This is a genomic window from Streptomyces sp. NPDC002104 (assembly GCF_053593795.1).
Genome location: NZ_JBSFDF010000008.1, coordinates 200,830 through 216,905 on the forward strand (window position 1 = coordinate 200,830; position 16,076 = coordinate 216,905).

18 protein-coding genes are annotated in these 16,076 nt (G+C 72.1%); 8 read left to right on the plus strand and 10 right to left on the minus strand.

All coding sequences use genetic code 11. From position 1 onward, the window contains the following. The first annotated feature begins 32 nt into the window (after positions 1 to 32). The 3 genes from ACWCP2_RS10415 (at position 33) to ACWCP2_RS10425 (ending at position 2,698) form a co-directional block, all read left to right on the plus strand. Positions 33 to 740 (plus strand): TetR family transcriptional regulator, encoded by a 708-nt coding sequence (locus tag ACWCP2_RS10415; RefSeq protein WP_450908166.1) that lies wholly within the window; start codon positions 33 to 35, stop codon positions 738 to 740. Between the two features lie 91 nt (positions 741 to 831). Continuing rightward, complete coding sequence (locus ACWCP2_RS10420; protein WP_450908167.1) at positions 832 to 1,620, plus strand: oxidoreductase; 789 nt, start codon at positions 832 to 834, stop codon at positions 1,618 to 1,620. Positions 1,621 to 1,864: 244 nt separating this feature from the next. Beyond that, on the plus strand, positions 1,865 to 2,698 hold the full coding sequence (locus ACWCP2_RS10425) for a PIG-L family deacetylase (RefSeq protein ID WP_450908168.1): 834 nt from the start codon (positions 1,865 to 1,867) through the stop codon (positions 2,696 to 2,698). A gap of 47 nt (positions 2,699 to 2,745) precedes the next feature. Here ACWCP2_RS10425 and ACWCP2_RS10430 read toward each other — a convergent pair whose 3' ends face one another. From ACWCP2_RS10430 to ACWCP2_RS10450, 5 genes are read right to left on the minus strand one after another with little or no spacing between them, the layout of a single operon-like run. Continuing rightward, positions 2,746 to 3,495 (minus strand): nucleoside phosphorylase, encoded by a 750-nt coding sequence (locus tag ACWCP2_RS10430; protein ID WP_450908169.1) that lies wholly within the window; start codon positions 3,493 to 3,495, stop codon positions 2,746 to 2,748. Beyond that, positions 3,492 to 4,361, minus strand: a complete 870-nt coding sequence (locus ACWCP2_RS10435; protein WP_450908170.1) for an ABC transporter permease — start codon at positions 4,359 to 4,361, stop codon at positions 3,492 to 3,494. Before ACWCP2_RS10435 ends, ACWCP2_RS10430 begins: the two co-directional genes overlap by 4 nt. Continuing rightward, positions 4,361 to 5,518: an ABC transporter permease gene (locus ACWCP2_RS10440; protein WP_450908171.1), complete on the minus strand. Its 1,158-nt coding sequence runs from the start codon at positions 5,516 to 5,518 to the stop codon at positions 4,361 to 4,363. The genes ACWCP2_RS10435 and ACWCP2_RS10440 overlap by 1 nt, the downstream gene beginning before the upstream one ends. 1 nt (position 5,519) lies before the next feature. Then, the gene (locus tag ACWCP2_RS10445) at positions 5,520 to 7,019 is read right to left on the minus strand and encodes an ABC transporter ATP-binding protein (RefSeq protein ID WP_450908172.1); all 1,500 of its coding nucleotides are present in this window, start codon (positions 7,017 to 7,019) and stop codon (positions 5,520 to 5,522) included. Continuing rightward, entirely contained in the window at positions 7,000 to 8,052 is a 1,053-nt protein-coding gene (locus ACWCP2_RS10450; protein ID WP_450908173.1) for a BMP family ABC transporter substrate-binding protein, read from the minus strand. The genes ACWCP2_RS10445 and ACWCP2_RS10450 overlap by 20 nt, the downstream gene beginning before the upstream one ends. Before the next feature lie 516 nt (positions 8,053 to 8,568). Between ACWCP2_RS10450 and mtnA the strand changes: the two genes are divergently transcribed. Further along, the gene (gene mtnA, locus ACWCP2_RS10455) at positions 8,569 to 9,600 is read left to right on the plus strand and encodes an S-methyl-5-thioribose-1-phosphate isomerase (RefSeq protein WP_450908174.1); all 1,032 of its coding nucleotides are present in this window, start codon (positions 8,569 to 8,571) and stop codon (positions 9,598 to 9,600) included. Positions 9,601 to 9,670: 70 nt separating this feature from the next. Here mtnA and mtnB read toward each other — a convergent pair whose 3' ends face one another. From mtnB to ACWCP2_RS10480, 5 genes are all read right to left on the minus strand, one after another. Continuing rightward, entirely contained in the window at positions 9,671 to 10,270 is a 600-nt protein-coding gene (gene mtnB / locus ACWCP2_RS10460; RefSeq protein WP_450908175.1) for a methylthioribulose 1-phosphate dehydratase, read from the minus strand. Beyond that, complete coding sequence (gene mtnC, locus ACWCP2_RS10465) at positions 10,267 to 10,956, minus strand: acireductone synthase (protein ID WP_450908176.1); 690 nt, start codon at positions 10,954 to 10,956, stop codon at positions 10,267 to 10,269. The genes mtnB and mtnC overlap by 4 nt, the downstream gene beginning before the upstream one ends. A gap of 59 nt (positions 10,957 to 11,015) precedes the next feature. Beyond that, complete coding sequence (locus ACWCP2_RS10470) at positions 11,016 to 11,603, minus strand: 1,2-dihydroxy-3-keto-5-methylthiopentene dioxygenase (protein WP_450908177.1); 588 nt, start codon at positions 11,601 to 11,603, stop codon at positions 11,016 to 11,018. Positions 11,604 to 11,863: 260 nt separating this feature from the next. Beyond that, a complete protein-coding gene (locus ACWCP2_RS10475; RefSeq protein ID WP_450908178.1) occupies positions 11,864 to 12,415 on the minus strand; it encodes a winged helix-turn-helix domain-containing protein in 552 nt (183 codons plus the stop codon). Between the two features lie 292 nt (positions 12,416 to 12,707). After that, entirely contained in the window at positions 12,708 to 12,986 is a 279-nt protein-coding gene (locus ACWCP2_RS10480; RefSeq protein ID WP_450908179.1) for a putative leader peptide, read from the minus strand. A 263-nt stretch (positions 12,987 to 13,249) separates the two neighbouring features. Here ACWCP2_RS10480 and ACWCP2_RS10485 point away from each other — a divergent pair, with 263 nt between their 5' ends. The 4 genes from ACWCP2_RS10485 to ACWCP2_RS10500 form a co-directional block, all read left to right on the plus strand. Further along, the gene (locus tag ACWCP2_RS10485; RefSeq protein ID WP_450908180.1) at positions 13,250 to 14,458 is read left to right on the plus strand and encodes an acyl-CoA dehydrogenase; all 1,209 of its coding nucleotides are present in this window, start codon (positions 13,250 to 13,252) and stop codon (positions 14,456 to 14,458) included. A gap of 158 nt (positions 14,459 to 14,616) precedes the next feature. Beyond that, entirely contained in the window at positions 14,617 to 15,075 is a 459-nt protein-coding gene (locus ACWCP2_RS10490) for an RrF2 family transcriptional regulator (protein WP_450908181.1), read from the plus strand. A gap of 148 nt (positions 15,076 to 15,223) precedes the next feature. Further along, positions 15,224 to 15,322, plus strand: coding sequence for a putative leader peptide (locus ACWCP2_RS10495; protein ID WP_450908182.1), 99 nt, complete (start codon positions 15,224 to 15,226; stop codon positions 15,320 to 15,322). A 287-nt stretch (positions 15,323 to 15,609) separates the two neighbouring features. After that, a partial coding sequence (locus ACWCP2_RS10500; RefSeq protein ID WP_450908183.1) for an ABC transporter substrate-binding protein occupies positions 15,610 to 16,076 on the plus strand: 467 nt, incomplete at its 3' end.

Sequence of the window (16,076 nt, forward strand, 5' to 3'; positions counted from 1 at the left end):
ACCTGAGGGTCAAGAATCGATAGCGTGGCGTCATGGGCAGGCCGAAGAACTTCGAACCGGACGCGGTCATCGCACAGGCGATGGAGGCGTTCTGGACCAACGGCTACGCCGGCACCTCCCCCGCCGATCTCGTGGAGGCCACCGGGGTGGCCAAGGGCAGTCTCTACCACGCCTTCGGATCCAAGCGCGAGCTGTTCGGCAAGGCCCTGGAGCTCTACGCCCGCGCCGGCTCGGAGATGACCGAGGCGCTGCTCGCCCGGCCGAGTACGACCCGGGAGTGCATCCGCGACTACCTGACCTTCCTCGTGGACACGGACCTGAACGGCTCGCTCAACGGACCGGCCGCCGGACGTGCCTCCAGGCCGACCACCGGGCCGGCCAACGGACCGACCACCGGACCGACCACCGGACCGGTCACCGGGCCGGTCACCGGGCCGGTCACCGGGCCGGTCACCGGACCGGTCAGGCGCGGCTGCCTGGCCGCCAACACCGCACTGGAACTCGGCGGACGCGACGAGGAGGCGACCCAAGCCGTCCACCGCATGGGGCAGCGCACCATCCAGCTCCTCGCCGACCGCATCGAGCAGGGCCGCCGCGACGGCGACGTCGCCCCGGAGGTAGACGCCCAGACCCAGGCCCACTTCCTCTTCAACACCATCGTGGGGCTGCGCGTCATGGCCAAGACCTTCGACGGGCCGACCCTGCACCGGGTCATCGACACCGCCGTGGCAGGCCTCTGACCTGCAACGCCCTGCCGGGGCCATTTTTTATGCCCTAATTTTTGACCCACAGGTCAAGAAATCTGCCCTCACACCAAGAGAAAGCGACGTCATGGACCTCGGAATCAACGGAAAGACCGCCCTCGTCACCGGCGCCGGCCGCGGCATCGGCCTCGCCATCACCCAGGCGCTGGCAGCGGAAGGCGTCCGGGTCGTGGGTGCGGCGCGCACCATCACGCCCGAGCTGGAGAAGGCCGCCGCCGCCACCGTGTCGATCGACCTGAGCACCCGCGACGGGGCGACGAGGGTGGTCGAGGAGGCGGTCGCCGCGGTCGGCGGGATCGACTTCCTCGTCAACAACGTCGGCGCGGGCGATCCGGACGGCCTGTCCCTGGGCAGCTTCCTCGACGTGGACGACGAGCAGTGGCAGGCCCTCTTCGACCTCAATCTGTTCAGCGCGGTCCGGACGACCCGGGCGGCGCTGCCGGGCATCCTGGAGCGCCGGGGGGCGATCGTCAACATCTCGTCGATCAACGCCCGTGTCCCCTCGGGTTCCCCGGTGGGGTACGCCGAGGCCAAGGCGGCGCTGAACCAGCTGAGCAAGCGGCTCAGCGAGGAACTGGCACCGCGCGGCGTGCGCGTCAACACGGTCTCCCCCGGTTTCGTCGCGAGCCCGCTGTGGACCGACCCGAACGGCTACGGCGGCAAGGTGGCCGAGGCCTACGGCGTCAGCCACGACGACCTGCTCGCGAACATCCCCGGGCAGTTCGGCGTCGCATCGGGCCGCATCACCCGGCCCGAGGAGGTGGCCGACCTGGTCGCCTTCCTGCTGTCCGAACGGGCCGCCAACATCCACGGCGCCGACTACGTCATCGACGGCGGCACCCTGAAGGCCAGTTAGCCGCGGACGGAGTGCCGGTCCGCGGTCCTCACGGGCAAGCCCGGCGGCCCTGCCGGGAACAGCAGGTACCGCCCGGGAACAGCAGGTACCGCCGGGAAACAGCAGGTACGGCCGCGAACAACAGGCCCTGCCGGGAACAACGGGTCCGGCCGACACGGTTGAGACGAACGGGGGACCGATCCGCCCCACCGATCACACCGCGCACGCCGACCTGGATGTGCGTTCTGCAGGAGGACTGCTTTTCATGACTGACCGGCCCTTGACGCTCATGGCAGTACACGCCCACCCCGACGACGAGGCCACCGGCACCGGAGGGGTCCTCGCGCGGTACGCGGCGGAGGGCATCCGCACGGTTCTGGTGACGTGTACCGACGGCCGCTGCGGTGACGGACCCGGGGGTGCCAAGCCGGGCACCCCCGGGCACGACCCGGCGGCCGTGGCCACGATGCGCCTGGAGGAGCTCCGGGCGAGCTGCGACGTGCTGAAGGTCAGCGATCTGGAGGTACTGGACTACGCCGACTCCGGGATGATGGGCTGGCCCAGCAACGACGCCCCCGGGTCCTTCTGGCAGACCCCCGTGGAGGAGGGCGCCGCCCGGCTCGCGGAGCTCATGCGGCACTACCGGCCCGACGTCGTCGTCACCTACGACGAGAACGGCTTCTACGGCCACCCCGACCACATCCAGGCCCACCGCATCACGATGGCGGCGCTGGAGACGGTCGAGCTGACGCCGAAGGTCTACTGGACGACGATGCCGCACTCGGCGATGAAGCGCTTCGGGGAGACCATGCGCGAGTTCCAGGAGGACATGCCGGAGCCGGACCCCGCCGAGGCCGCCGCGCTGGCCGAGATCGGCCTCCCCGACGAGGAGATCAGCACCTGGGTGGACACCCTCGCCTTCAGCGGCCAGAAGTACGACGCCCTGGCCGCGCACGCCAGCCAGGGCGAGAACATCTTCTTCCTCAAGATGGGCAAGGAGAGGTTCGGCGAGCTGATGGGCATGGAGACCTTCGTACGCGTCAAGGACTCCACCGGCAACGGCGCGCGCGAGGACGACCTCTTCGCCGGCCTGCGCTGATCCACGGGCCGCGGGGGGCTGGGCGGCGAGAACCCGATCGTGCGGACTCAGTGCTCGGCCGCGGCCAGCAGGCGCAGCGCCTCCAGCGCCACGGCGCTGCCCCTGGCGACTCCGTCCGCGACCACCTGCCGGTGCGGGTCGTAACCGCCGGTGGCCTCCGCGTCCACGAGGTCGTCGGCGTTCGCCCCGTCCACCACCAGCACGCCGCCCGCGGTCAGCCCGCGCAGCGAGGCCGTGACCAGCAGCGCGGAGAGCTCCATCTCGATCGCGGCGACACCGGCCTTCTCGTACGCCGGGAAGGGGACGAGGCCCGGCTGGAAGGCGGCGCGCGTCCAGACGATGCCCCGGTGATGGGGCACGCCCGCTTCCCGGGCCGCCCGCTCCAGGGCCAGTACCGCCTCGGGTGCGGACACCGCGGGGTACTCCGGCGGCAGCAGCTGCCGGGTCACCCCGTCGTCGCGCACCGCGGCCTCGGCGATCACCAGGTCGCCGTCGGCGATTCCGGGCCGGATCGCCCCGGCCGTACCGAACCGGATGAGGGTGCGCACCCCCGCGTCGGCCAGCTCCTGGAAGAGCAGGACGGCCCCGGGAGCGCCGACCCCGTGCGAGGCGACCGTCACCGGCAGTCCGCGCCACAGCCCGGTGAAGGCGCGGTACTCGCGGTGGTGCGACACCTCGGCGGCGTCTTCGAGCAGCCCCGCGACGGCCTCGGCTCGCGCCGGGTCGCCGACGACGAGCGCGGACGCCGGCAGGCCGGTGCGCGGGATGCGGGTGAGGGGCAGCAGGTCCTGCGTCATACGACAACTCCAGGGGTACGGGCGGCACGGCGGCGGCGTCCCGCCGTGGTCAGGAAGAGGGCGGCGAGGGTGACGGCGTACGGCGCCGCGTCCGTGGCCTGCTGCGGAAGGCCGAGGCCTTGCAGGCGGAAGCCGACCGCTTCGGCGACGGCGAACAGCAGGGCCGCGAGCAGGACGCCGAGGGGGGCGCCACGGCCGAGCATGACAGCGACCACGGCGATCCAGCCGCGCCCGGCCGTCATGTTCTCGGAGAACAGGGTGACGTTGCCGAGCGCGAGCTGCGCCCCGGCCAGACCGCAGAGCGTGCCGGCGGCCAGGACCGCGGCGTAGCGGTACTTCGCGGGATTCACTCCCAGCGCCGCCGCCGCTTCGGGCGCTTCGCCGACGCCGCGCAGGCGCAGGCCCAGTACGTGGCGGGAGAGCGTGAAGGCGGTGAGCGCGACGGCGGCCCAGGAGAGGTAGGCGAGCGGTGACTGCCCGCCGATCAGGGGGAGTCCCGTCAGCGCGGGGTCGTCGAAGGTGCCCCGCACCCCGAAGACCGTACGCAGCAGGAAGCCGGTGAGTCCGAGGGCGAGCAGGTTCATGGCCACGCCCAGCACCACCGCGTCGCCGCGCAGCGTCACCGCGCCCACGGCCAGGATCAGGGAGTACGCGGCTCCGGCGAGCGCTGCCACGAGCACGCCGAGCCACGGGCTGCCGGTGAACCAGCTCGTGGTGACCGCGCTGAAGCAGCCGATCAGCATCATGCCTTCGAGGCCGATGTTGAAGACACCGGCCCGCTCGCAGATCGCCCCGCCGAGGGCGGCGAGCAGGATCGGGGTGAGCGCGCGCAGGATCGAGAGGAGGAGGTCGGTTTCCAGGGACATCAGGCGACCTTCACGTTCTTGTTGTCCTCGGGCTGGTTGTCCTCGGGCTGGTTGTCCTCGGACTTGCCGTCCTCGGGCTTGCCGTCCCCTTCTTCCGCTGTCTCCGCTTCTTCTGCGGATTCCGCGTGCCGGGCGGTCCGCCGGAGCATCCGTGGCCGGGCGGCGAGCAGGACGATGACCAGGGCCTGCAGCACCTGGGTCAGCTCGCGCGGTACCTCGGTGACCCGCTCCATGTTCAGGCCGCCGACCTGCAGGACCGTGAAGAACAGCGCCGCGAGGACGGTGCCGAGCGGGGCGGCGTTGGCGAGCAGCGCCGCCGTGAGCCCGGTCCACGTGTAGCCGGGGGCGGTGAGCGCACCGTCGAGGAAGCGGTACGGGAAGCTCAGCACCCCGATCGCTCCCACCAGGCCCGCAACGGCCCCGGACGTGGCCATCAGACGCAGTGTCAGCCGGGCCCGGTCCACGCCCGCGTAGGCCGCGAAGCGCGGACCCAGCCCGGTCATCCGGACCTCGTACCCGGCGCTGGTGCGCGTATCGGCGAAGAAGTGGACGGCGGCCGCGGCGACCACGAGGAGGAGGCCGGCGGTCACCGTGGTCGATCCGAGCGCGGGCAGCGCGACCCCCTCGGGCAGCCTCCGCGTCTGCGGCAGGCTGGAGCCGGGTTCCTTCAGCGGATACCGCGCGAGGTAGGAGGCGAAGGAGACCGCGGGGTAGGCCAGCAGCAGGCTGCTCACCAGCAGCGGTACCCCGAGCCTGGTCTCGCACACGGCGGCGAGCACGGCGTACGCGGCTCCGGCCGCCATCCCGGCGAGCAGGGCGGCGACGACGGTGAGGCCGGCGGGCAGTGGTGCGTAGAGGCCGGTGACCGCGGCGGCCAGGCCGCCGAGCACCAGTTGTCCGTCGCCGCCCAGGTTGATCAGTCCGGCGCGCAGCGGCACGGACAGGGCGAGGGCCATGCCCAGGACGCTGGTGGCGGTGGTCAGCGTGGAGCCGATCCCGTCGGGTCCGAGGGAGCCGCTCAGGACGGCCCCGTACGCGGTGAACGGATCCGCTCCGGTGGCCGCCAGGAGCAGCACCCCGGTGAGGAGCGTGACGGCCACGGAGATCAAGACGGGTGAGCGCAGTGCGGAGGTGAGGGTGGAGCGCAAGGTGCTCATGTCAGGCCACCGCTCCGGCCAGGGCCAGGCCCAGGGTGCGTTCGTCGGCCTCGTCCCGGGCGTAGGAGGCCGCGATGCGGCCCTCGTACATCACCAGGATCCGGTCCGACAGGCCGCGGACCTCGCTGAGTTCCGCGGAGACCAGGAGCACCGCGTGACCCGCGTCCCGGTAGGCGATGAGCTGGTCGTGGATCTGCTGGATCGCGCCGATGTCCACGCCGCGCGTGGGCTGTTCGACGAGCAGCACGGGGGCGTCGTGCGCGAGTTCCCTGCCCACCAGCAGCTTCTGGAGGTTGCCGCCGGACAGTGCGCCCGCCGGCGTCGCCGGCGAGGGGGCCTTGATTCCGTAGCGTTCGATGAGCGTGCGGGCATGCGTGCGCAGGGCCTCGGGATGCAGCAGGCCCCACCGGGTGGCGAGCGAGCGCCGGTGGTGACCCATCGCCAGGTTCTCCGCGATGGACGCGGCCGGCGCCGTGCCCACCGCCGCGCGGTCCTCCGGTACGTAGGCGAGGCCCGCCGCACGGCGTGCGGCCGGGGAGGCGTGCGTGATGTCGTGACCGGCGAGCTCGACGCGGCCGGCGCCGACGGGGCGCAGCCCGGCGAGCGACTCGATCAGCTCGCTCTGTCCGTTGCCCGCGACGCCGGCGATGCCGACGATCTCGCCGGCCCGTACGGTCAGATCCACTCCGCGCACCCCCGAGACCGACAGCACGACCTCGCCGGGAGTGCCTGCCGGACGGACGCGGTCCAGCTCCACCCGGCGGCCGGTCATCGCCTCGGCGATCTCGGCCGCGGTGGTGTCGGCGGTACGCAGCCGGGCGGTGACGCGTCCGTCGCGCAGCACGGTGACGTTGTCGCTGCCCTCCAGGACCTCGTGCAGCTTGTGCGTGACGATGATCACCGAATGCCCTTGCTCCGCAAGGGACTTGAGGACGACGAAGAGCCGGTCCGCCTCGTCGGGCGTGAGGACGGCCGTGGGCTCGTCGAGGATCAGTACGCGGGCCCCGCGGTGCAGCAGTTTGAGGATCTCCACCCGCTGGCGCACTCCCACGGGCAGCGTGGCGACCCGGGCGTCCGGGTCGACCGGCAGCCCGTGTTCCTCGGCGAGTTCGCGGACCCGCCGGCGGGCCGCCGCACGGTCGAGGAGGCCGAACCGGCGGGGCTCGGCCCGGAAGACGACGTTCTCGGCGACGGTCAGGGAGTCGAAGAGCCGGAAGCTCTGGTGGACCATGCCCAGTCCGGCGGCGATGGCGTCGGCCGGGTCCGAGAAGTCCATCTCGCGCCCGTGGATGCGGATCGTGCCCGCGTCCGGTCGCTGCATCCCGTAGAGGACCGACATCAGGGTGGACTTCCCGGCGCCGTTCTCCCCCATCAGGGCGTGGATCTCGCCGCGCCGCACCCGGAGGTCGACCGCGTCGTTCGCGAGCGTGCCGGGGAACCGCTTGGTGATTCCGGTGAGTTCGACGACCGTATCGGCAGGGCTACTTGGCAGCGGGGTCATCGACCTTCAGCTCCCCGGAGACGATCTGGTCGCGCAGTCGCTTCACCTGGTCCAGGACCGGGGCGTGCTCGGCTATGACGCACTGGGAGCGGTCGACGCCCGGCTCCAGGCCGGTCAGGCTGATGCCGCCCTCCTTCAGTCCGTACGAGACGATCCGGCCGTCCTTGCCGGCCAGCACCTGCTCGATGCCCTTCCGCACGGCGACGTCGGTCTTCTTGATCACGTTGTCGACGACGGTGCCGGGCGCCGTGACGCACTGGTTGACGTCCACTCCGTACGCGAGGGCGCCCTTGGCCTTGGCCGCCTCGAAGACGCCGTAGTTCCCCGCGGCGGCGGCCGCCATCAGCTGGTCGGTCCCGGCCGCGATCAGTGAACTCGCCTGTTCCTTCGCGCGGGCCGAGTCGTTGAAGGGGGACTGGCCGCCGACGAAGCGGGTGGTGGCCAGGGCGGCGGGGGCGGTCTTCTTCGCCCCGGCGGCGAAGGGGTCGCTGTAGCGCCGGAACTGGGGCGTGTCGAGCACGTCCACCGCTCCGACCTTGCCGCTCTTGCTGAGCAGTCCGGCTTCGGCTCCGGCGAGGTAGACGCCCTCGTGTTCCCTGAAGACGGCGCAGTCGACGTTCGGATACGTCTTCTGGGTGCAGGCGTCGACCACCAGGAACCGCTGCTGCGGATGCGCTTCGGCCTGCTGCGCGACGAGGTCGGCGAACTCGAAGCCGACCAGCACGATGACCTTCGGCTCGGCGTCCACCGCGGCCTGGACGTTCTGCTGCCGGGAGGCCACGTCGGTGGACTCGTAGACCTTGGAGCTGCCCGCGTTCGCCTTGGCCGCGGCCTTCAGGCCGTCCACGGAGAGCTTGAGGAACTCGTTCTGGCCCACCGCGTCCGGGGTGACGAGCGTGAACGCCGGTCCGCCGGCACTCGTGCCGGCCTCCTCCTTCTTCGCCGCGGCGGCGTTGCAGCCGGTGGCGAGCAAGGCCCCTCCCGCCACGGTGGCGGCGAGTCGAAGGGCGCGGGTACGGGATCTCCGGGACATGGAGGTGACCTTCCAGGACGGTACGGGCGTACGGACGTACGGGGTACGGCGGTACAGGAGTACGGGGGTACGGGGGTTCAGGGATACGGAGGTACGGCGGGATACGGAGGTACGGCGGGATACGGCCGGGTACGGGGATCCGCGCGCGCCGGCACGAGGGATGTGAGACGGGCCGCGGCCGCTCAGGTGTGAACGGCGCGCGACATCGATGAAATCGATGTGAATTCAGCCGGGTCGGAAAACGGCTCGGCAGGCGCGGGACGCCGGGCGGAGAGGAGCGCTCAGCCGCGACAGGCGTCGCTGGCGCAGCGGCCGTAGTCGAGGTAGCGGCGCAGCGTCAACAGCATGTGCGCTCCCCTCTCGGACTACCACCGTGCAACAGGTCGTTGAAGCCAGGAGACTAACACCGCTTCCCGCGGGACCGGTCCGGCGTCTCGAACTCTGGTTCCCACGGCTCCTGTACGGTGACCCGCACCCCTCCCCCCTTCCTCCCCCAAGCCTTTGGAGTGCACTGCCATGACCAGGGAACTGCGTGCCGTCGAGTGGGCCGGAGACGCCCTCGCGCTGATCGACCAGACGGCCCTGCCGCACCGCAAGGAGGTGCTGCGCGTCCACGACGTGGAGGGCCTGGTGGACGCGATACGACGGCTCGTCGTGCGCGGGGCCCCGGCGATCGGCGCGGCCGGAGCCTACGGCGTGGCCCTAGCGCTGCTGCAGGGCGAGCGCGAGGGCTGGGACCGTACGCGGGTACGCGCCGAGGTCGCCCGGATCCGGGCGGCCCGGCCCACCGCCGTCAACCTGGCCGTGTCCGTGGACCGGGTGCTGGTGAGACTGGACGAGGGCGTGACGGCGGTCCTGGCCGAGGCCGCCGCCGTGCAGCGCGAGGACGTGGAGGCCAATCACGCGCTGGGCGCACACGGCGCGGACTGGCTGCTGAAGCGGCTGGACGTGGACCGCCCGCTGCGCATCCTGACGCACTGCAACACCGGCGCGCTCGCCACGGCGGGCTGGGGCACGGCGCTCGGTGTGATCCGCGAACTGCACGCCCGGGGAAGCCTGGAGACGGTGTACGCCGACGAGACGCGGCCGCTCCTGCAGGGATCCCGGCTGACCGCCTGGGAGCTGGCCGAGGAGGGCATCGCGCACTACGTCCAGGCCGACGGTGCGGCAGCCGGGACCATCCTGCGGGGAGAGGTGGACGCCGCGGTGGTGGGCGCCGACCGGATCGCCGCGAACGGCGACACCGCGAACAAGGTGGGCACGGTCGGCATCGCCCTGGCGTGCGCGCACGCGGGGATCCCGTTCATCGTGGCCGCGCCCACTACGACGGTGGACCTGGCGACCGCGAGCGGCGCGGACATCACCATCGAACTGCGCGGCGAGGAGGAGGTGTTGGAGTGGGCGGGCGTCCGCACCGCACCGGCCGGATCCCGCGGCCACAACCCGGCCTTCGACGTGACCCCGGGCAGCCTGGTGACGGCGCTGGTCACCGAACGCGGCGTACTGGAGGTGTCGGCGGGCGAGCACCCCTCCGATCACCTGGCCTGACGCGGCACGACGTATAGGGCGCTCCCCGTGCGGGGAGCGCCCTGTGGCGCTTGGCGGACGACGCCGCGTATCAGCGCGTGGCGAGCTCCAGTTCCAGGAGCCATTCGACGATCTCGGTGTGGTGGCGCGCCTGGCGGGGCGAGTCGCCCCACGCGTACAGCCCGTGCCCGGCCACGACCACCGCGGGCATCCGCGGGTCGCGGGCGGCCTCCAGACGGTCTCCGAGCACCCGCATGTCCTGGCTGTTGGCGATCACGGGGAGGGTGACCTCCTCCCCTTCCGCTGGATGGCCGAGACCCTTCAGCATCTCCAGGTCCTTCAGGACGATGCCGCCCGGCTGCCTGCGCCCCATGAGCACGGAAGCGACCGTGTGCACGTGCACGACGGCGTTCGCGCCCGTCAGGCGGGCCACGCGGGCATGCAGCTCCGCTTCCGCGGACGGCCTGCCCCCGCTCAGGGCCGCACCGTGTTCGTCGACCAACACCACATCCGCGGAGGCAAGTTCACCCTTGTCGTGGCCGCTCGCCGTGACGGCCAGCCGGAACGGGTCGCGGGAGAGCAGCGCCGAGAGGTTGCCGGAGGTGCCGCGCATCCAGCCGAAGGAGGCGAAGCGGGCCGCCTCCGCCGCCAGTACCGCCCCCGCCTGCTCCAGGTCCGTCGCCGTCGTCATGTTCCGCTCCCCACTGCACCGATGTCCTCGAAGGTCCTTGCCTCCGTATGGCCGTTCAGGCCCTGTTCGTAGTACGGCTCCCCGGGCCGCCGTACGCCGACCACGCGCCAGCCCGCCTGCCGGGCCGCGTCCAGTTCGCCCGCGTGGTCGGAGAGGAAGAGCAGCCGGTCCGGGGAGATACCGGCGTCCGCGGCGATCGTCCGGAAGGACGCGGCCTCCTGCTTGGGGCCCGCGTTCTCCGTGTCGTACCAGCCGCTGACGAGGCCGCGCAGATCCCCCTCCGCGCTGTGCCCGAACCACGCCCGCTGCGCGGTGACCGAGCCGGAGGAGTACACGTACAGCGCCGTACCCTCCGCGTGCCAGCGCCGCAGCGCGGGCACCACGTCGGCGTAGAAGTGCGAGACGAGCTCACCGCGCGCGAACCCCTCGGCCCACAGCAGGCCCTGAAGGGTCTTCAGCGGGGTCACCTTCCGGTCCTCGTCCAGCCACGCGTTCAGCGCCCGCACGATCCGTGCCGGGTCCGCTTCCGGCTCGCCGAGCTCGGCCCGTATCCGGTCGAGCGCGCGGGCCACCTCCGGGTCCCCGGACCGCTCGGCGATCAGGGCCGCGAACCGCTCGCGGGCGTACGGGTAGAGCACGTCGACGACGTGGTCGGCGGCGCTGGTCGTCCCTTCGATGTCGAGCACGACACCGTGCACACTGTCACCACCGTCCACACCGTGAACGCCGTGGCTCACGCCCCGACTCACGCCGCGGCCCCCGCCGTGATCGTGTCGAAGTCGGGGAAGCGGCCGGCGATCCCGCTGCCGGTGAAGGTGCCGATCCAGCCGTCCTCCTCGTGGAAGAAGCGGATCGCGGTGAAGGCGGGCCGGGTGCCCATGTCGAACCAGTGCGTGGTTCCCTTCGGCACGCCGAGGAGGTCACCGCGCTCGCACAGCACCGCGTGGACCTCGCCCGCGAGATGCAGGTAGAAGATGCCGGAACCCGCGACGAAGAAGCGCACCTCGTCGTCGTCGTCGTGGGTGTGTTCCTCCAGGAACTTCCCGCGCGCGGCCTTCGCCTTCTCCGCGAAACCGGGGTCCTCGTCATCGGGGTGCAGGGCGACCACGTCGACGGTGGCGAATCCCTCCTCCACGGTCAGCCTGTCGATCTCGGCCCGGTAGGCCGCGAAGACGGCGTCACTGCCGGCGTCCGCCGGGATGTCCTCGCGTACCGGCCACTGTTCGTAGCGGACCCCGAGCGGCGCCAGGGCGGCGGCGATCTCCGCGGGGTCGGAGGTACGGCGTACGACGGTCTCGGGGCCGCTCTCCGGCCAGGTCGTCAGCAGCGTCACGGAATGCTCCAGGGTGGAAGGGGCGGGGTGAGGGGGGTGCGGGCCCCCGGCCCCCGGCCGATTCTCGCCTCCGGTTGTTGCCGCAGCATGGCGGCAACATGGCAGTCGCACCAGCCGTCCGCGCGGGGACGGTCGCTCCGTACGAGCACCGCTCGGATCGGGGCGCGGGTGCCGGGCCGGACACCGGGCCGGACGCCGGGCCGGGCGCCGGGCTCGGCGGCAACGAACACGCCATCCGTGGAGTGGAGTTGTGGTGGCGTCTACTGGTGGTCGGGCACGTACTTGTAGCCCACGCGGCGCACCGTGGAGATGCGGCCCCGGTGGGCGGGGCCGAGCTTGCGGCGCAGGCGGGCCACATGGACGTCCACGGTGCGGCCGTCGCCGATGTGGCCGTACCCCCAGATGTCCGAGATGAGCGCGTCCCGGGTGTGCGCCGTGTACGGGTGGGCGACGAAGTGTGACAGGAGGTCGAACTCCAGGTAGGTGAGATCGAGTTCGGCCCCGTCGACCTCCACCAGCCGGCGGTCGTGATCGATCCGGATGGCATCGTCGGAGTGGACTCCTGCGGGGCGCGGGGCCCGCTCCGGAGTGAGGGTCTTCAGGGATCCCGGTTCGATGGGGTGCACCTCCGGGCGGACACCGTGCGCGTTCATCAGCGCCACGGGGTCGACGTTCGCGGGCAGGAACACGAGGTACCCGATGCGGCCGCCGTCAGCGCCGTGCGCGGGGACCACGGACGGGTGGTCACCGACCAACTGGAGTCGGGGGGCCGGGGAACGGTGGACGGCGGGTGCGGGAAGTGCGGTGGTCACGGTGGGCCCCTTCGGCTGCGCGGAGTGGACTACGGATGCCGGGTGTCCGGCCACGACAGGGCGCGGCGGATCCGTCACGGATCCGTGACGGATCCGGCTTCGGCCGCAGGAGCGGGCACGCCGCCGCACACGCGGCGGACCCCGGCCACTCGGAGGGGAGGCTCAGAGGGAAGGCTGGGAGGGGCCCGTGCCGCAGAACCGCTGCCAGGAGGAGCGGAAGGCGTGCGGAGAGGGAAGAAGCGGCGGCCGGACATGCCTGCGCGCGACGTGGAAATGCCCTGTCGGAGAATGCCTAGACGGGTCGGCAGACGGCGCTGGCGACGCGACGGAAGTCAACGTGCCTGCGGCGTACGAGCAACGGCTGCGACGGGGACATGGGCACATCGTGGTGTGCCGGACGGGCCCGCGTCAATACTTTCCTACTGAATCCATAGGGAAGCGTGCCGTCCGTCCGGCCACAGCAGCGCCCGGTCCCGGCCCGCCGCCGGGCGCGGCCCGAGCTGACCCGGAGGTGGCAGGGGAGGCGGGACAAGGTGACACAAAAGGCTCTTGAGCCTGCGTCATCTCGCATCTCAAGACCGGACTGTCCGCCATTCGGTCGCGTACTTGCAGGCGGCGCCGGATGGGGCAAGTATCCCTATCAATCCGATGGGAAAGGTGGGATTCGGCGAGGCGCCGGCCCGAGCGCCTCCCGCGCCACCCAGCGAACAACCGGCCGACACCCCAACGACGTTCCGGAGTAGCCGACATGACCACCGCCACCCCCCAGGGCCCCGCTGTCCGCCCAGCCCCAGCGCCACGCGGCGACGCCCGGGCGGAGTGTCAGTGAGTCCCATGCCGACGCCACCGAGCACCGCCGGCCTCCTGCCCACCGACGAGCAGCGCCGGGCGGCGCTCCTGCGCACCGCCCACGACGTGGCGGACGATCTCGCCGCGGACGTCATCTCCCGTGACCGGGCGGGCAGGCCGCCGACCGACGAGGTGGCCCGGCTGCGCGAGGCCGGCCTGCTCGGCGGCCTCACCCCGCCCGGGCCGGGCCGGGGAGCGGACTGGCGCACCGGGTGCACCGTCGTCCGCAAGCTCTCCACCGCGGACAGTTCCGTCGGTGACGTACTCGCCCGCCACTACACGTACGCCTGGAGCGGGCGCTTCTACGCGGGTCACGGCGCCGCGACCGCCCTCGAGGAGGAGTCGGTGCGCGAGCAATGGCTGTGGAGCGGCGCCATCCACCCTCCGGCGTCCGACGAGGACGAAACCGGCGGGCCGGACCTCGCGCTGCAACCCCGCACCACCGGCTACGTGCTGAGCGGGCGCCGCTTCCTGGACACGGTGGCGGCCATCGCCGACCAGATCGTGGTCGACGCCGTCTGCACGGTCACCGGTGACGCCCTGGTCGTACGGATCCCACCCGGCACGCCCCGCATGACCATCGAACCCGCCCACGACCGCTTCGGGCAGCGCGTGGCCGGCGCGGGCGAGGCCGTCTTCGACCGGGTCACCATCACGCCCGGACAGGTACTGGGCCGCCGCCCGTACGACGAGGAACCGGCGGCCCCCTACACGGGCCTCGCCGATCCGGCGCTCCGGCTCGCCCTGTGCCACGTCGGCCTCGGCATCGTCGAGGGCGCCCTCTCCGAGGCACGCGACCTCAGCAGGGGCGGGCACGCGTACCGGCTGCCCGGTACGGACCCGGACCTCTTCCTCACCTACGGGGAACTGGCCTCCGCCGCCCAGACGGCCACCGCCGTGGTCGAGCGGGCGACCGAGGTGATGACGCGGGCCCTCGACCCCGGTGCCCAGCTCGATGCCGAGGAACCCGCGGGCATCGCCGCCCTGGTCGCCACGGCCGAGACGGTGACGTCGAAGGCCGCCCTGCACGTCACGGCGCGGGTGCTGGAACTCGCCGACGCTCCCGGCCTGGACCGCTTCTGGCGCAACGCCCGCGTCCTGACGGCCCACCACCCCGCCGCGCACCGGCTGCGCTCCATCGGCGAGCACTACCTCAACGGCTCCCACCGCGCGGTGGCGGCGGCCTTCCACTGACACGGGGCACCGAGCCGGGTGCCGGGTGCCGTTCCCGGCCGCGGGGCGGGCGCCCGCACCCGACCCCTGCCCGCCCCCTGCCCGCCCCTCGCCCGCCCCGCGGCCGGCGCCCGCACCCGTGGCGGCCGCCGGGCGCGGGCGTACGGGATAATGACCACATGCGGATTTCAGCCAGGGCGGACTACGCGGTACGTGCCGCACTGCAGCTTGCCGCGTCACAGGATGACGGGCCCCTGAAGGCCGAGGCCATCGCCGACGCGCAGGACATCCCGCACAAGTTCCTCGAGGGCATCCTGAACGACATGCGCCGGGGTGGTCTCGTCCTGAGCCAGCGCGGCGGCAACGGCGGCTACCGGCTGGCCAAGCCCGCTCAGTCCATCAGCATCGCGGACGTCATCCGCGTCGTGGACGGACCGCTCGTCTCGGTGCGCGGGGTCCGCCCCCCGGACCTGACGTACACCGGCCCCGCCCAGTCACTCCTCCCCCTGTGGATCGCCCTGCGCGCCAACGTGCGCGAGATCCTCGACGGAGTGACGCTCGCGGATGTCGCGTCGTCCGATCTGCCCCCCAGCGTCTCCGCGCTGTCCAGCACCCCCGACGCCTGGACCAATCCGTAACCATCGCCCCACCTGCGGTTTCTCACATCCCGAGATCCGACCGTCCAACATGCGGTCAATCTCTTGGGGCGAGCCTTCCTGTCTGCCAATATGCCTACCAACCAGGTGGGAAAAGTAGGAATCACAGGAATCAGGGGGTGAGGTGGCCGTGCAGACACTGCAGAGCGCCGGCCGGATCCTGCCCCTGACCTCCCGCCGGCACATCGACTTGGTGCGTACGTCCAGCGCCATCTGTCAGCCTTCCTGACACCGGTCACAGGGCGCGGCACCCCGCGCAGGTCGGCCGAGGGGCACTGATCATCCCCTCGCCGTCGGCCGGCCCGGCCCCCGGCTCGCCCGGCCCGCATCACCGCCCGCATGCCCAACGCTCCCGCCCCACCCGGCCGGGAACGGCTGCCGTGCGCGCCGACGGTCCCGCACCGCCGTCCCGGTCCTTCCGTCGCCGCACTTCTCGTCCCGCACTTCTCGTCCCGCGGTTCTCGTCTCCGCTCCTCTGCGCACCTCCCCGACCACCACCCGTGAAAGGACACCTCCGTGTCTGCCGCTAGACCGCTGAACGCCCTGCGCGCCATCGCCCTGACCGCTGCGCTCCCCCTGCTGCTCACCGCCTGCGGCTACGGTTCCGAGGCGAAGAAGGACGACGCCCCGAAGGCGAACGTCGCGGACACCTCCGCCAAGAAGCTGTCGGCTTCCGAGGTCCGCATCGGCTACTTCCCGAACCTGACCCACGCCACCGCGCTGGTCGGTCTCCAGGAAGGCCTCATCGCCAAGGAACTCGGCGCCACCGCCATCAAGCCGCAGTCCTTCAACGCCGGACCCTCCGAGATCGAAGCCCTCAACGGCGGCTCTCTCGACATCGGCTTCATCGGCCCCTCCCCCTCGATCAACGCCTACGTCAAGTCCAAGGGCTCCAACCTGCGCATCATCTCCGGCTCAGCCTCCGGCGGCGTCAAGCTCGTCGTGAACCCGGCGAAGATCAAAACCCTCGACGACCTCAAGGG

What these genes read in the sequence shown, in the direction of transcription:
- ACWCP2_RS10440 (WP_450908171.1), bottom strand. Translation starts at nt 5,518, where the DNA reads ATGAGCACCTTGCGCTCCACCCTCACCTCCGCACTGCGCTCACCCGTC.
- mtnA (WP_450908174.1), top strand. Translation starts at nt 8,569, where the DNA reads ATGACCAGGGAACTGCGTGCCGTCGAGTGGGCCGGAGACGCCCTCGCG.
- ACWCP2_RS10420 (WP_450908167.1), top strand. Translation starts at nt 832, where the DNA reads ATGGACCTCGGAATCAACGGAAAGACCGCCCTCGTCACCGGCGCCGGC.
- ACWCP2_RS10490 (WP_450908181.1), top strand. Translation starts at nt 14,617, where the DNA reads ATGCGGATTTCAGCCAGGGCGGACTACGCGGTACGTGCCGCACTGCAG.
- ACWCP2_RS10480 (WP_450908179.1), bottom strand. Translation starts at nt 12,986, where the DNA reads ATGCGAGATGACGCAGGCTCAAGAGCCTTTTGTGTCACCTTGTCCCGC.
- ACWCP2_RS10415 (WP_450908166.1), top strand. Translation starts at nt 33, where the DNA reads ATGGGCAGGCCGAAGAACTTCGAACCGGACGCGGTCATCGCACAGGCG.
- ACWCP2_RS10450 (WP_450908173.1), bottom strand. Translation starts at nt 8,052, where the DNA reads ATGTCCCGGAGATCCCGTACCCGCGCCCTTCGACTCGCCGCCACCGTG.
- ACWCP2_RS10430 (WP_450908169.1), bottom strand. Translation starts at nt 3,495, where the DNA reads ATGACGCAGGACCTGCTGCCCCTCACCCGCATCCCGCGCACCGGCCTG.
- ACWCP2_RS10485 (WP_450908180.1), top strand. Translation starts at nt 13,250, where the DNA reads ATGCCGACGCCACCGAGCACCGCCGGCCTCCTGCCCACCGACGAGCAG.
- mtnB (WP_450908175.1), bottom strand. Translation starts at nt 10,270, where the DNA reads ATGACGACGGCGACGGACCTGGAGCAGGCGGGGGCGGTACTGGCGGCG.
- ACWCP2_RS10445 (WP_450908172.1), bottom strand. Translation starts at nt 7,019, where the DNA reads ATGACCCCGCTGCCAAGTAGCCCTGCCGATACGGTCGTCGAACTCACC.
- ACWCP2_RS10425 (WP_450908168.1), top strand. Translation starts at nt 1,865, where the DNA reads ATGACTGACCGGCCCTTGACGCTCATGGCAGTACACGCCCACCCCGAC.
- ACWCP2_RS10435 (WP_450908170.1), bottom strand. Translation starts at nt 4,361, where the DNA reads ATGTCCCTGGAAACCGACCTCCTCCTCTCGATCCTGCGCGCGCTCACC.